The 14,155-nt window shown below is 63.6% G+C and carries 10 protein-coding genes and 1 pseudogene; 4 read left to right on the top strand and 7 right to left on the bottom strand.

The window, feature by feature from the left end; genetic code table 11:
• Nucleotides 1-1,387: 1,387 nt before the first annotated feature.
• Nucleotides 1,388-2,215, bottom strand: a complete 828-nt coding sequence (locus ACWEO2_RS41995; RefSeq protein WP_452410483.1) for a hypothetical protein — start codon at nt 2,213-2,215, stop codon at nt 1,388-1,390.
• Between the two features lie 1,116 nt (nt 2,216-3,331).
• A pseudogene (locus tag ACWEO2_RS41990) lies at nt 3,332-4,477 on the bottom strand (IS3 family transposase).
• A 99-nt stretch (nt 4,478-4,576) separates the two neighbouring features.
• On the opposite strand from ACWEO2_RS41990, the gene ACWEO2_RS41985 reads away from it, so the two are divergent.
• Both ACWEO2_RS41985 and ACWEO2_RS41980 read left to right on the top strand, forming a co-directional pair.
• Nucleotides 4,577-4,852 carry a hypothetical protein gene (locus ACWEO2_RS41985; RefSeq protein ID WP_452410482.1) on the top strand — a complete coding sequence of 92 codons (276 nt, stop codon included), beginning with the start codon at nt 4,577-4,579 and terminating at the stop codon, nt 4,850-4,852.
• The gene (locus ACWEO2_RS41980) at nt 4,849-5,187 is read left to right on the top strand and encodes a hypothetical protein (RefSeq protein WP_452410481.1); all 339 of its coding nucleotides are present in this window, start codon (nt 4,849-4,851) and stop codon (nt 5,185-5,187) included. The genes ACWEO2_RS41985 and ACWEO2_RS41980 overlap by 4 nt, the downstream gene beginning before the upstream one ends.
• A gap of 526 nt (nt 5,188-5,713) precedes the next feature.
• On the opposite strand, the gene ACWEO2_RS41975 is transcribed toward ACWEO2_RS41980, so the two are convergent.
• Both ACWEO2_RS41975 and ACWEO2_RS41970 read right to left on the bottom strand, forming a co-directional pair.
• Nucleotides 5,714-6,235: a threonyl-tRNA synthetase editing domain-containing protein gene (locus ACWEO2_RS41975; RefSeq protein ID WP_452410480.1), complete on the bottom strand. Its 522-nt coding sequence runs from the start codon at nt 6,233-6,235 to the stop codon at nt 5,714-5,716.
• Between the two features lie 39 nt (nt 6,236-6,274).
• Nucleotides 6,275-6,685 carry a VOC family protein gene (locus ACWEO2_RS41970; protein WP_452410479.1) on the bottom strand — a complete coding sequence of 137 codons (411 nt, stop codon included), beginning with the start codon at nt 6,683-6,685 and terminating at the stop codon, nt 6,275-6,277.
• A 154-nt stretch (nt 6,686-6,839) separates the two neighbouring features.
• Here ACWEO2_RS41970 and ACWEO2_RS41965 point away from each other — a divergent pair, with 154 nt between their 5' ends.
• Entirely contained in the window at nt 6,840-7,895 is a 1,056-nt protein-coding gene (locus ACWEO2_RS41965) for a GlxA family transcriptional regulator (RefSeq protein WP_452410478.1), read from the top strand.
• Nucleotides 7,896-8,010: 115 nt separating this feature from the next.
• Here the strand turns inward: ACWEO2_RS41965 and ACWEO2_RS41960 are convergent, their stop codons facing one another.
• Nucleotides 8,011-8,625, bottom strand: coding sequence for a TetR/AcrR family transcriptional regulator (locus ACWEO2_RS41960; RefSeq protein WP_452410477.1), 615 nt, complete (start codon nt 8,623-8,625; stop codon nt 8,011-8,013).
• Between the two features lie 448 nt (nt 8,626-9,073).
• Here ACWEO2_RS41960 and ACWEO2_RS41955 point away from each other — a divergent pair, with 448 nt between their 5' ends.
• The gene (locus ACWEO2_RS41955; protein ID WP_452410476.1) at nt 9,074-11,980 is read left to right on the top strand and encodes a helix-turn-helix transcriptional regulator; all 2,907 of its coding nucleotides are present in this window, start codon (nt 9,074-9,076) and stop codon (nt 11,978-11,980) included.
• 1,129 nt (nt 11,981-13,109) lie between these two features.
• Here the strand turns inward: ACWEO2_RS41955 and ACWEO2_RS41950 are convergent.
• Both ACWEO2_RS41950 and ACWEO2_RS41945 read right to left on the bottom strand, forming a co-directional pair.
• Nucleotides 13,110-13,370 (bottom strand): hypothetical protein, encoded by a 261-nt coding sequence (locus ACWEO2_RS41950; protein ID WP_452410475.1) that lies wholly within the window; start codon nt 13,368-13,370, stop codon nt 13,110-13,112.
• Nucleotides 13,367-13,900: a hypothetical protein gene (locus ACWEO2_RS41945; RefSeq protein ID WP_452410474.1), complete on the bottom strand. Its 534-nt coding sequence runs from the start codon at nt 13,898-13,900 to the stop codon at nt 13,367-13,369. Before ACWEO2_RS41945 ends, ACWEO2_RS41950 begins: the two co-directional genes overlap by 4 nt.
• Nucleotides 13,901-14,155 lie beyond the last annotated feature (255 nt).

The following is a 14,155-nucleotide window of genomic DNA, read 5'->3' as shown; positions in this document are numbered from 1 at the left end:
CCATCTCTGCGGATATCCGCTCACCAAGCGACCCCGCACGTTCCACCCGGACCCGTGCGGCCTCCACCCGCGCCTGCAATCGGGCCAGCCGCGCCGGATCTCCCCCTGCCGTCTGCGTATGCGGCTTCTCCCCACCCTCGGCGCCCCGAAACTCACCTGGAGGGCGGCTGGGCCTTCCCACTTCCCCGTGCGACGGTTCGAAGGTCTGTCCGCGCTCGGCCCCATTTCCGTTGACGGACTCCAAAAACCCCGCGCCCGAACGAACCTCGGCCTCCGAACCTGTGACTTCGGGTGGCGACAGCCGCTTTGTGGGCAGCCGCTTTTCGGCCAGCGCAGCCACGTCGGCCACCGAGCTTCCGGTGGCGCCCGCTGTCGTGACCTCCCGGGGCGGCTTGTTCGCCTGGGCGAGCATGTTTGCCACCGAGCTCGCCCGTTCGGCTTCGGATAGCTGGTCTCCAGCCTCACGCACGGCGGCGGTGTCCGGTGCCTCCGCCTCCGGGGCCTTGTGTCCTCCGGCGAAGCCCAGCAGTGCTCCGTTGAGCGCACCGCCGAGCAATCCCGACCAGTCCCAGTGTCCGGTGAATGCCGCTCCGGTCCCGACCATGACGGCGCCGGACCCGAATCCCACCCCGAGCCGACCCAGCGCCGAATTCTGCAGCTCTGGAACGAAATGCACCGCCGCTCCGGTGGCCAGGTGGCTGACCAATGCCGACCCGGAACCTTGTAGGAACGCCGTACCCAGCGTCTTGGGATCGACATCCTGACCGGACAAGAGATCGGCGGCCAGCGTGAAAGCCGTTTGCTCGGCGCCGATCCGAGCCGACCCGATCGCGCCATGACTCACGAGCGAGCCCAGATTTCGGACCAGGCCGGACATTCCGCGGATCGTCGCATCGGCAGTGGCGTCGAACGCGGCCTTTTCCGCGACGATCTGGGGCAGGGTCTCCTCGATTGCCGCGGCGTCGGCGACCGGGTTCCCCAAACCCGCCATCACAGTCCATGCGGCTCGCAGGGTCATCATGATCATGGCCAGCTGGGAGGCCAACGACTCGTTGGCGAACTTGTGTGTCGCCTCGCCGATCTTGGGAGCTGCCTCCGCGATCGAATGGGAGGCCGCCGTCACCTGGTCGACGAATTGTTCGGCCTGCTCTTGCGCCACACCTTGCAACGCTTGCTGTGTCAACGCCCACTGCTGCTGGGTGTCGGCAGAAAGTTGTGCGACGTGGGCGCCGAGTTTGCTCACGATTGTGCCGACGTCGCTCAATGCCCCGGGTTTCTGCTCCGGGAACCGACCCGCGAGCAGCGCCAACTGGAGCGGGGTCGGAATCGAGTCCATCAGCTCGACGATGTGGTCATCGTTGATCACTAGACAGAGATCCTTCGCCGATCAGCCGACCACACGTGCGGCCGAAACAACGGCCTGATGCAGAGCTTTCGCCGTGTTGCCTGCGCTGCCGCCATCACGCACCACAGCGAGGAATGCCTCCTCCAGCGCGGCCATCGCATCGAGTCGACCTTCGCTGGTCGGGATGCCTTCGTCAGTCAGCCACGCCCGGTACCTCCACCCAACCCGCGCGATCGTGTCGTAGCGTTGGCGGATATTCAAGGAATCCAAATACAGCCCGATCAACACGCGGTGTGTCGATGCCGCCGCGCGGCCGCCGCCCGCGGCGATCAGCGCTCGGCCCAGTGCACGCACGGTCGCGTCGAACGTGGCGCCGGTGCGCGGCGGCGCCGCTGCCATCACCAGCATGCTGTTCAAGGTCAGCACCCGCCCAGAGATATCGTCCGGCTCTGCGAACTCGACCAAATGCGTTGCTGTGGGCTCGATCCGCACCGAGCGGAGGTCGATCTCCGGGTAGTGCGGCAGGACGGCATCGATGGCCGCGACGAATTCCTTGACGGAGGCCGGGTCGAGATCCGGTGTGTCGAAGCCGGTTACGGTCAGGCCGTGTCTGTCGGCCAGCTCGCGTCCCAGCCGCAAAAGATCCGAACTCGGGCCGGGTTTTGCCTGCTTCTTGGTCTGTTTCTTCTCCGCCTTCTGAGGTCGAGCAGGGGTTGGTCGCCGTGGCTGCTCGCTCGCTGGCTGCGGTGGCGTCGATTGTGGCGCACTGACTTTGGACCAGGACGACCATGGCGTGCTGGACAGCGATGCCGGACCTGAGCCCTTATCGACCGGTCGCCGGGGAGATGTCGCGCTCGACTTTTCATCCACGGCACGGGGCGCCTTCTGGTCTGGTGTGGTCGGGGGCGTTGTGGCGGGTCCACCGGAGCGACCGCCATCCGGTGCGCTCACGGGCGATCGAGGTGGGTTCTGGCCGTTGGGCGCACCAGTGTTCGCCGATGGCCCGGTGCCGTCCCCAGTATTTCGGGAGGGCGTGCTTGCGGGCCCTCCCTTGCCACCAGTCTGCGTTGATGGGATGCGGGGGACACCTGGATGCGAGGGACCGACGGGCGATTCGACTCGGGCAGGAGACTCGACTGGGGCGGGCGATGCGCTGACGGGAGCCGGCGAGGTCGATGCCATCGACTCGTGCGGGACAGACTGTGAAGGCTGTGGTGTTGTCGGAGTCGGCACATCAACGGAGGGGCCTTCGACGTCGCCAGCGTTCGCGATCTTTCTGGCTCCGGCGAGATCCGCTGCCTCGTATTGATCCGCCATCTGCTCCAGTTGGTCGGCGAGGTGCAGTACTGCGCGCGCTGTTTGGTCGCAGACCGAGAAGCTCTGGCTGATCTGGGGCAACACGTCCTTCTCGTACTGCTGGCCTGCCGCGTCACCACCCCAGGGCTGCCCCTTCGCCGCGAACTCGGTCTGCAGCTCACCCAGTCGCTGCAATGCCGCGGCACCGATCCGGCGGAACGCCGCCGCCCTCGCCCGCAAAGCCGGCGGGTCGACGTACAGGGTCTGGCTCGTCACCATCACCTCCCGCGCATCGCTGCACATGTGAACCACCATCTAGGTGGCTGCGACCGGATTGCTGGCGTAGATGTCACGTCGTCCAGGTCGACAGCCAGCCGATACGCCACGCTCTGCAGCCTTTCGCTTCGCAGCCCTGAGTGATTCAGCGTCAACTCCGGTCAGTGGTGAACAAACGGAAAACTGCCCGCTCTCCACCGCAACTTCGTATGGTCGGCCACGCGGGGCGAAAAGACATGCGCACAAATGCGGAAATTTTGGGCTGCGCGGATTCGCGAGACCGCTTGGGAGCCCAGTGACGTAACGCGGGCACCTCTCGCGTAGCGATTTCAGTCCGGTGTTCCCAGTTCTGGTGACCAGTCCCCGATAAGGCGACCACCCGGTACTGGAGTCCGGGGTTGATTCGATCCGGATTCAGTTGATGCTGCAGGCCACTGGGTGGTGGGTGTGGCTGCAGCGGGCAGCGTACTCGGCCGGGGTCAGGTAGCCCAGCGCCGAATGCCGATGCCGCTTGTTGTGCTCGTCCTTGAAGTCGCCGATGACGACCCGGGCCTCGAGAAGACTCGTCCAGTGGTTGCGGTTGAGGCATTCGCTGCGTAACCGCCGGTTGAACGATTCGATATGGCCGTTGTTCCACGGCGTGCCGGGCGGGATGTAGACGATCCCCACCCGGTCGGTGCAGAACTGTTGCAGCGCATGGGAAATCATTTCAGGACCATTGTCCATACGCAGCACCTTCGGTGGCCCACCGCGCGCGGTGAACACCGTTTCCAGCTCGGTCACGAGCCGCTCGGCGGTGATCGAGCGTTCCACCAGGTGCAGCAGCGATTCGCGGGTGTGCTCGTCGATCATCGAAGCGATCTTCACCGCCCGCCCGTCGACGGTGGAGTCGAACTGGAAATCCAACGCCCACACCACCTTCGGTGCATCCGCATCAACCAGCGGCGCAGTCGAGCAGCCCGCCCGCTTGCGTGGCGAGTGCGCCCGCACCTGCAAGCCTTCCTCCCGCCACAGCCGGTGCACCCTCTTCTTGTTCACCTGCGAGCCCTCGTCGAACCGCAGCGCCGCCCACGCGCGCCGGAACCCGTGCCCTTGATGTTTCGTAGCGTAGGAACGCAGCCAGACCCGCAACCCGGCATCCGGATCGGCGGGGGTCAGCGCGACCGGCAGCCGCCGATACGTAGACCGGTGCAGCCCAACCACCTTGCACGCGAACCGTTCCGACATGCCCATCACCTGTTTGAGCATGTCAACAGCGCGCCGCTTGCTGGCCGGGCCTAAAATTTTCCCTTCGCGATCTCCCGCAGAGCGTCCTTTTCCAGCTCCGCGTCCGCCAGCAGCCGCTTCAACCTGGCGTTCTGCTCCCGCAGCTCCTTGAGCTCCTTCGCGGCATCGGTGTCCACCCCGCCGTACTGGCGGCGCCAGTTGTACAACGTCGCCGCCGAAACACCCAGCTCGGCGGCGATCTGCTCACCCGTCTGCCCGACGGCGGCGAGCTCGTCGGCACGGCGCAGCTTCGCCCACGATGTCCTCCGCGGAATGCCGCTTACGTCCTGCCATGTCCCTCAGTGTCCCTTCCAGCCCTCACCAGGGCCAACAGGACTCTAATACCGGGCGGTCTCATTCATTGGGAACGGGCCAGACGACTTCAATGACGCCGTGTTGCCGTTGACATTCCCGGAGGTGACCGCGGCGCAGCCCGGCGATCCCGACGTCGGGAAGGCATGGACGTCGTTCCAAGCTGCTTGGTCGACCGAAATCAAAACAACGGCAGGGGCTTTCGCCGAACTCGTGCACGCGATGGCCGACACGACCAACGCCTATGTGGACACCGATATGCAGGGTGCTCGAATCATCGATCCGGGTGTGGGGGCCAGCGGCTCCAAGAACCCCGAGGGCAACAATGCCGCAGGCGCCAAGAACGCCGCGGGATGAATTCCGCGGCCCCGGCAGGTCGGCCCGACGACGCCCTCCGCGACCTGGACGTGCTCGCCGTCATCGCGGACGGCGCTTTCGCACCCGGCGATGCTCCGCACCCGTCATTCACCGTCGCCGCTATCGTCGCGTCGTATCAGCTCAAGGAGCTGAACGTGGTGCCGTACGCCGTCCGGTACCTGGCGGACTGCGTGCGTGCCATGGGCATCAATGCCTGCGCCGAACTCTCCGAGTCGTTGCGCGGCGAGGTACCTGCCCGCCTCGCCCGCGGCTGGCTCGGCGCTGCCTGTCCGCCTGAGCCTGACATCCGCCGCGATGCCATGTTCGCCCGCTGACTCGACCTGATCGCAGCGATGATCGCCTTCCGTGCTTCGGCGCACCCGGTCGGAGCCGGAAAACTCATGCAGCGGGCAAACCCCGGTCCTCGCAAGATAATTCGGATTAACTGGACATTTGGACAAAGTGTTCGTCTCTCGCGCGATCTCGACAAGGACGTTGATGACGGTTTCGATTCGGAAACCCGGTTCTGCACTTGGCCGTGCTGGCGGCGGCAATCGTCGGCGCGGTACGCAGCTCCGCGCCAGCACATGCTGTCACCGCGTCGGGCGGTGGCTGCGGCGGCCTGCGGGGTGCGGACCTCCGTGGGGAGAGTGGACCTCGGCGAGATCGGAGGGTAGACGGTCCGCGGCGGTGAGGGTTTAGCGGAATTCCCGCCCGACAACGAGAAAAACCGCAGATCGTAGCCCCACAGCTCGGGCGCACGCCAGCACGAAATCTACGTTGGGCTCTCGGCTTCCCCGCCCGCGCTGCGGCGCTGATCTGCTACAAGAAACTGACGAAATCAGCGACATGCGATACGGCCTAAGGCCGAAACAGTAAGCCACAACGCGAGTTCCAGCCGTCGATGTCGGCAGCGCTCCAAACGACCGGCTCATTACCGATCGCGAGGTCGATGACGTGTTGAGATCCCGGATCGTCGAGAGGATCGGCCTCCCAGCTCTTGCTCCAGCCGAACGGCACGAGATGGACATGTGCATCATGTCTCCTCGAGCGTTTCGCCAGTTGCGACAGCGCATCCGTCGTCTCGATGGCCGGGGAGGGCGGATACTCCCGGACGGTCGTCCACACAGCTGAGCGATGGGCGAATCCGTCGATGACCGTGATCGTCGCGTCGGCTTCGCGGGCAATCCGGTAGACTATCTCCGCGGCTGTATCGGCCAGCATGATGTCTCCGCGTTCCACACCGACTCTGACAAGAAGACAGTCGGAGAATCGTGTGGTCGAAGACAAGGCCCCTGGCTCGAACTCGACCGCGCCTGAGTCCGTGGCTGTGACGGCTATCGTGTATTCGACTGTGCGACAGTGGCTGCAGTAGATACGCATTCTCTTTGTCCCTTGCTGCGAGTTAACTCAGAGGTGCGGTCAATTCCGAGTGGGTTTGTCAGGGTCGCTGAACGACAGCATCGCGATACCGAGCGAATCGAGTCCGGCGACCTGGCCATGGGCGATGTCGAGGTCATCCAAACGTCCTGTCATCAGCGACAATTCATCGGTCGACGGTGCCGAGAAGCTGAAGTGGTCGAGACCGACTCGTTCTGCGTCGAACCAATTAGTCGCAGCGGCGACGGGATGTAGCTCGAAGAGCATCCCGTTGGTCTCGAATGCGACGCCGTCGCATAGCCGTGCCGGATCGGTACATACCGGATATGCAGGGCCCTCCGATTCCACCGCGACCGCAAACCCCGGCAAGTTTTGACAGAACACGCACGAGCGATCGAGGTCGGTAACGGTCAGACGCAGATGATGGATACCGGCGGGCTCGACGAGGGACATGCGAACCTCCGCTTTATCGGTGAAAATGCGCCGCACCGTTCAGGTTTCCTACGACTCCAAAGCTATGATGTCGCGAGGAGCCGTATCCGAACTCTAGAGCGACAGCAGTGCAATTGCTGGTGTCGCGATGGACAGAATTGGTACTGTTTGCGACATGGAAGTCGCGGTCTTCGTCGTCGATGGAGTGGCCGATTTTGGATTTGCTGCTGTGCTCGAGACATTCAATATGGCCAACGCCGTACTGAACGACCTGGAATGCCCGCCGGCACCTTGGCACGTCCATACGGTGTCACTTGGTCACGGCGTTCGGTCAGGTCACGGACACCTGATACCGACCACATCACTTAACGATCTGAGCACCGAAATTGATGTGATGATCGTGCCCGCGGTCGGCGTCCTCGACGCCGAGGCCCTGATCGATCTGGTCTCGGCCCCCGCGAGTCGCCCTATACTGGAACGAATTTCGGCCACACGGCAGAACGGGGCACACCTTGCCGCTGCGTGTACCGGAACATTCTTCCTGGCCGAGGCTGGTGTGCTGGACGGCCTACAGGCGACCACGAGCTGGTGGCTTGGCCCCACATTCCGGCGCAGATATCCCGGAGTTGATGTGCACGAAGGCCTCACGCTGTGCCGCGCGAATGGGGTAACCACCGCGGGAGCGGTGTTGTCGCATCTGGATCTTGCGCTGTCGCTGATCCTTGCGATCAGTCCGGCGGTGGCGGAACTGGTCGCGAGATACATGACGGTCGGCAGCCGAAAGACGCAAATCGAGTTCGCGATACCAGAGGTAATTGCCCGAGGCGACTCATTGGTGGCATCGTTCGAGCGCTGGGTGCGCGATCGCATTGCCGATCAGTTCTCGATCGCTGATGCGGCCAAGGCTCTTGGCGTTACCCCTCGCAGTCTGCAGCGCGCGACCCAGGCCGAGTTGGGCATGTCCCCGAGAGATTTTGTCGACGAGATTCGGTTGGAGCGAGCAACGCGACTCTTGCGGACGACGTCTCTGACAGTGGGCGCGATTGCAACCAAGGTTGGTTATCTCAACGCCGGCACGCTGCGCGCACTCTTTCGGCGACGTCGTAGCCGGACCCTCGCCGAAGTGCGTGCTTCTGAGACGTATTGGCAGCCCGCCTCCGTCGATTCGGCTGCTGGTGTGAGAGGGCTGCATGAGTCTGGCGCGGCGCGTGGCAGGTTGAACACGTCATGATGGTCCGGCGGAGGTGATCCCACCCTTGGCCTTCAACGTATCAGTTTCGGCCCTTGCCTGCGGGAGGCTCCGGTCGAGTGACGACCGGGCGCCCCATCATTGGGATTGGCACGAATCACATTGTGGAGCTGGTGATTTCATCCGTAGTGCCGGGTGCAAGTCCCATCATCAGGTGAGTCACTGTCGTCTGCAGAATGTCGAGATTGCCGTATAGTCGGGAGACGAGCATCGCTCCTTCAAGAGAGCCGATGATGACGTGCGCCCTCTCGTGCGGCGATTCGGCGAAGGTGAGTGTGCCTTCTCTCCTGCCCTGCGTCAGAACTTCGGCGAGCCATGCTTCGTTCCGGTCGAAGAAGTGGATCACCGCCCGCTGCATCGGACCGGACAACGTCGTGTACTCGGCAGCGAGCATGCCGCACAAGCACATTCGTTGTTCGCGCAGGACGCCGAGATACAGGCTCGCATAGTATTCGAGCCGCTCAGGAGCGCTCTGCTCGTCGACGGCCGACAGTGCCTCGAAGAAGCGGCGCTCGTACCGTCGGATGAGTGCCAGGCCGAGTTCCGCCTTACCTGGAAAGTGATAGTGCAGGGCGGGTTTGGAGATCGACAGTTCGGCGGCGATGTCCGCGTAGCTGAATCCGTTGAACCCGCGACTCTGCACGAGTCGTTCGGCTGCGTCGAGGATGTGCGACCTGGTGCTGCTGTCGCCGCTCACGGGGCGTGGCGTCATCGTCGGTGACCCCTTGACTATCGGGCGAGTACTGATGAGAATCTGACCTACTAGTAGATCAGCATACCTCCGGCGGGATCAGAAATGACGCAGGTCCTTTCCGATTTGGCATAGAAGCCGCAATGGTGTCGCAGCGCCATCGATGCCACTGCGAGACACTTGGACGCTTGCCCGGCCCACTGCGATTCCGTTCGAGCGCGAAGCTCGGTGTTGTAAGTGCCGCTCGGGGGTCATGGTCGCGAACCAGAATGAACCGAGCGGGAAGAGGGGGAGGCAGCCGATGTCGGTGAAGTAGGGGACCTGATCGAATTGTCCTCTCCGCCAATCGCATTCACGTGACCGTGATGTTCTCGACAGGTCGCGGCCGCGGACAGGTCAGGGTTGCCCACGGGCAGGCCCATTTTGCCCACAAGAAGCTGATTGGCCTCTCGATTCCCAGGCAGAAGACATGATGGAAATGCACTTCGAGACCGCGTCGCAGGTCGAACCAATGGGACAGTCCGACGTCGGGGTGTCTCGCGAATCCACTCGCAAGCACGGACTGATCGGCCAGCTGATCGGTCGCAAGGAGGAACTAGACCGGATCGACCGGTGTCTGCCAAATACGACGACGGGGCGTGGCGGGATTGTCATTCTCGAAGGCGAACCAGGCATCGGCAAGACTGCGCTGCTGGCGGCGGCCACGCGAGTGGCGACCGCGCGGTGTGTGAGAGTTCTTCGCGGCGAAGCCAAAGAGCTCGAACAGCGCGTACCGTTCGCCACTCTGAGCGCCATCGCAGCGGCTACGGACGAGCGGCCCCCGATAACTGTACGACCGGACATGAACCCCGACAGCGTGGCGATCGGTCAAGAGATGGCGATGGTCGAGTCCTTGGTCACGGCCTTCAAGGACAGTTGCATGTCGGGGCCCACCGTGTTGATCTTGGACGATGTGCAATGGGCCGATCCGTCGAGTCTGCTGACGTTGCAGCGCCTAGGCGAATCCGTTGGTGAGCTTTCGCTTTCGATAATTCTCGCGCTTCGGCCGCTACCGCGCGATAAGAGTCTGTCATGCGTGCTCGGTCAATTCGAGTCGTGGGGTGCAGAGCAGCTGCGGCTCGGTCCGATGAACGATGCGGAAGTGGCCGCGTTAGTGGAAGACTCCCTCGGCTTGCCCGCCGGACCGCGGTTGTCCGCCGCTGTCTCGGGTGCTGCCGGAAATCCGCTGTACGTCATCGAACTGGTGGCTGGATTGATGCAGGCCGGCTTGATCGAACTCGGCGAGATCAGACCCGACCCAGCGACGTTCAAGGCAAAAGGGCCTGGTGAAATCCGGCTGCCCGAATCGCTGACCGATGTGATTGTGCGGAGGCTGGATTATCTACCTGCGCAGTCAAGGCAGATTCTGCCTATGGCGGCGGCCTTGGGGCCAGGTGTCGAGGCGATCGAGCTGTCGTCGGTGCTTGGAGCGGCACTCATCGACGTGTGGAACGTCATCAGTGTGGCGGTCGAGGCGGGAATCCTGGTTCGTGCCGGTTCGGACTTGGTATTCCGGCACGATCTGATCCGCCAAGCTCTGGCCGATCAACTCCCGCCGTCGACACGCACGACGCTGCAGTTGCGGGCGGCGCATGTCTTAATGTCGATGGAGGCGCCGGTCGAGCGCGTCGCGACCTATCTGCTGGCAGGCGATGCGCCGCTGGATAGTGCCAGTTTGGACTGGCTGATCGATGTTGCGGAGAGACTGACGGTTCGCGCTCCCGAGCTGGCAGTAGGTCTGCTCGATCGGGCCATCGGGTCTGCGACACTGGACACCGCACGCTGCGATGTGCTGCGACTGTGGCATGTCAGGGCGCTGTTGTGGAGTGGAGATCCTGGCAAGGCAGAGGCAGTAGCGCGGCGGACATTGTCGGACGATGCCGCCTCGGCAGGTCAGGAACCAGCGGCCAGCAATCAGCTCCACTGGCTGTTGGCTCACGCGTGCTTCGCCCAAGGAAACGTGGCCGCTGCCGTCGCTGTCGCCGAATCCGTCCTTGCCCGGCCTGGCCTCACGCCGATACAACAGGGCCAGTATCACGGGTTCCGCGCCTTGTCCTACCTGCTTCTCAGGCGCCGAGATGTCGTCGTAGAGGCGTCGGCATGGGCGATTTCGACTGGTGAAGCCTGCGCGGATCCCATCGCGTGGGGACTGGGTGCCTTCGCGCTGGGCTTACTGCGGTATCACCAAGGATTTCTCGGTGAAGCGCAGGAACTCGGCGATCGGCTGGTTCGAAGCTACGAACACGGTGGCCGCCGGCGACTTTCCCACATCGACCCGTACTCGCTGAGCGGTCGGTGCCTGACCGAGCTCGACCAGTTCGCGGCGGCAGAGAAGACGTTCACACTGGCAATTCGATTGAGCGAAAGTACCTCCGGGATGTATCTCGGGTCCATTCGGCTGGATTTGGCGCGCATGCACTACTTGGAAGGCCGCTGGGACGACGCGCTCGCCGATGTCCGAATCTGCCAGGACGGAACGGACATCTTCGGATATGCCGCGACCGCCGAGTGCTTTGTCGCTCTCGTTGCAGTGCGCCGTGGCACCTTCACCGGTGCTCCCGAGTCGCTGCCTACACCAGACGACCGGCTGGGCAGTCGCAATTCTCGCCATCTGCGTCCCTGGGTCCATGCGCTGGTGTGCGAAGCCCAAGGCCGTCCGGATCAGGCGCTGGAAGCGGCGTCGGACATCTGCGATCAACTCGTCGAACCGGCGGCTTCCGTCGCGGTGTATCCGCTGTATCCGGATCTGGCGCGGCTGGCAGTTGTGGCCAACAGGCTTGATATTGCCAGCAAGGTCGCTGCCGCTGCGGAAGCGCTGGAGGCGCGTTACTTCACACACAGTCGCCACGCGACTGCGGTGTTGTGCCGTGGGCTGGCCGAGAGCAGCATCGAACTTGTAGCCGAGGCCGTAGAGTCATTTCGGTGTGCCGGTCGGCCTTGGTATGAAGGACAGGCGAACGAAAACCTCGCCGTCTTGCTTGCGAGCAATGGCCGACTGGACGAGGCTCGGTCGGCACTGGAAAGGGCGATCGAACTGTACACCCGCTTCGAGGCCGAATGGGACATTGCGCGGGCCGAGGCACGTCTACGCGATTTCGGGATACGGCGCGGTCGCCGCGGCCCCCGCAACCGGCCCAAGACGGGCTGGGATGCGCTGACGCCAACCGAGCGGAAGGTCGTCGCGCTGGTGGCGCAGGGACGGTCGAATTCCGATATCGCGACCAGGATGTTCCTGTCCCCGCGCACTGTGCAGTCACACGTCTCCAGCATTCTGTCGAAGCTGAATCTGCAGTCGCGGGTCCAGGTGGCGATCGGCTTGGCCGGGCAGAGCTCGTAATTCGCCCGACCAATCGCGAATATGTGGGCGGATTGCTCGGCGATCTGGTCGGGGGACAGGGCCGGTCGTATTCGAGCCACCAGACGGTCAATTGTATGAATCGAGATCGCCTGCGGCGCAAGCCCGCCCACGCAGATGCTCGGGCCGCCCTGTAGTACAGGCCAGCAGGAGCCCCGCTCCGATCGGACCAAGTACCCGGGGCGACGATGGTGTTCTCCTACAGTTGACGGGGCGATCGGAATCGCGGTGACCACAAGCCGCGTGATACCCGCGGTAGTTGGCGGTGCAGACGGACGTCTGGGGACTTCGCAGAGCGTAACCGTGCCGGGGCAAACCGAATATCCGCCATAGTGCCTGTGTTCGTATGTGTGGAGATCCCGTGTCGTGGAAGGGGATTCGCTCGGCGGGGTCGGACGTCCTTCTCGGTGGGTAGCGGATGTTGTTCTTGGCCAGGGGTCGCGCACTCGTGCGATGCGGGGGAGTGGGTGATGCGACTGCCACACTGGGCCGGAGTGATTGCCCGGCCTCGTCAGCGCCTGACGACGGCGGCCCCGCCCCAGACCTCTTGCTGCATCCTCAGTGAGAGTTTTTGACAGCAGCGCACAATCAGTTTGGTTGGAGCTGGTCGGCTGGTGCGGACCTATGCGAGGTCGACTGGGGGTTGCGGTGGCCGATCACGAAATGCCTGCGGACGGCCTGCGCGGGACTTGATGTAGGAAGGTTCGAGTCCGCCGCGGCGGTGCGCACGATCCGGAGGATGCTGGGCTTCGTCCTCGACGGTGGGTGATAGTGGTCGATGTCGTCGACAATCCGACCGACCGCGTTATATGCGACCCCGGCCCAAATCATGGAGCGAGGACCTATTCCTTGTGCGGTCAGTTCTTTCGCGGACATCCGACACGACTCCAGCATCGGGCAGTTGAGGCAGATGCTGATGGCCATATGCCAGGCCTTCTTCGAACCGACGTCGAGATCCCAGTTGTCCGGTCGCGCTGCGCAGGGCGGCTGGGGCGCTGGTAGCGCGGAGTCTGCTGGCGTGATTGGGAGACCTGGCATCGCAATTCTCGGTTCATGGACGGTTTTGCAAATGCTATGAGCGAGGCGGAGGCCGAAACATCCGCGAACATACCTAGATTCGTCGGCTGGGTCTGGTCGGCCCGAGGTCGCGCCGCGGTCCGGCGTCGCGCAGTCTCCGACGACCGCGCCAGCATGCGACCCACCTGCGGTGCCGTCGCCACCACGTCAGCACCCACACTGCGTGCACGCTGCCGAGAATGAGCAAGACGACGACGCTGTCGAGGTTGGTGATCAGCGATTGGCCCAGGCCGATGCGGGTGATCGCGCGCGAGATCAACGTCAGCTCGGCGGGGACGGTGAACATGGCCATCACGCCGAGACAGAGCGCCGTTCCGACGACCAGGACGACGCGGTGCCGTCACCGAATAGGTTGCGGCAGGCGAGGACGTCCTGCAGCACGTAATAGATGTCGGTGCGCATGAAGACCATGAACTCGAACGGCAACGACATCAGCGCGATCACCATTGTCGCGGCCAGGATCCTGTGCACGGTGGTCGCCGGGCTCGTCGTCGCCTGGATCAGGACCGCGACCGCCGCGACCGACAGATTCGTCGCCATACCTGCCAGATATGCGGTAAGCCGATGCCTGCGCGGGGCGAATTCGATACCGCTGATGTCGGTTTCGGCAATCAGGAACTGCAGCCGCGTACCCAGTTGAATCCGTGCGTGCACGCCTGCGGCCCGGGCGGTGATGAAGTGAGCCAGCTCGTGGACATACACAAGCGACCATCCGGCCCCTGCGCTCAGCGCCAAAACTGCACTTCCCTGCGAACTCCACAGCAGCTCATGGAAACTGGGCAGCAGGCCGGGCCGAAGCACGAGTGCCAGGGTTGCCACCAGCATCAAACCAATCATTGGATTGCCAGCTGGTCGTTGTCCACCGGCGCATAGCGGCAGAGCATGCTGCCGCACTTCGAGAATCAGCGCACGTTGGCATATACGTTTCTCGGCCCCGGGGAGATAGCTATTGACTGGTCGTCGTGCGAGCGGCGACCGGCCAAGAACTAGGTCGTGTCTCCTAATGGTGTTGACCGATTGGCCCCGCGGAGCGGGGCAGGTCGTGCATCATGTTCGCCGTGGCGACGCTGACCGGTGATC

This window comes from Nocardia sp. NPDC004278 (genome assembly GCF_053602975.1).
This window is presented reverse-complemented; position numbering and strand designations above follow the sequence as displayed.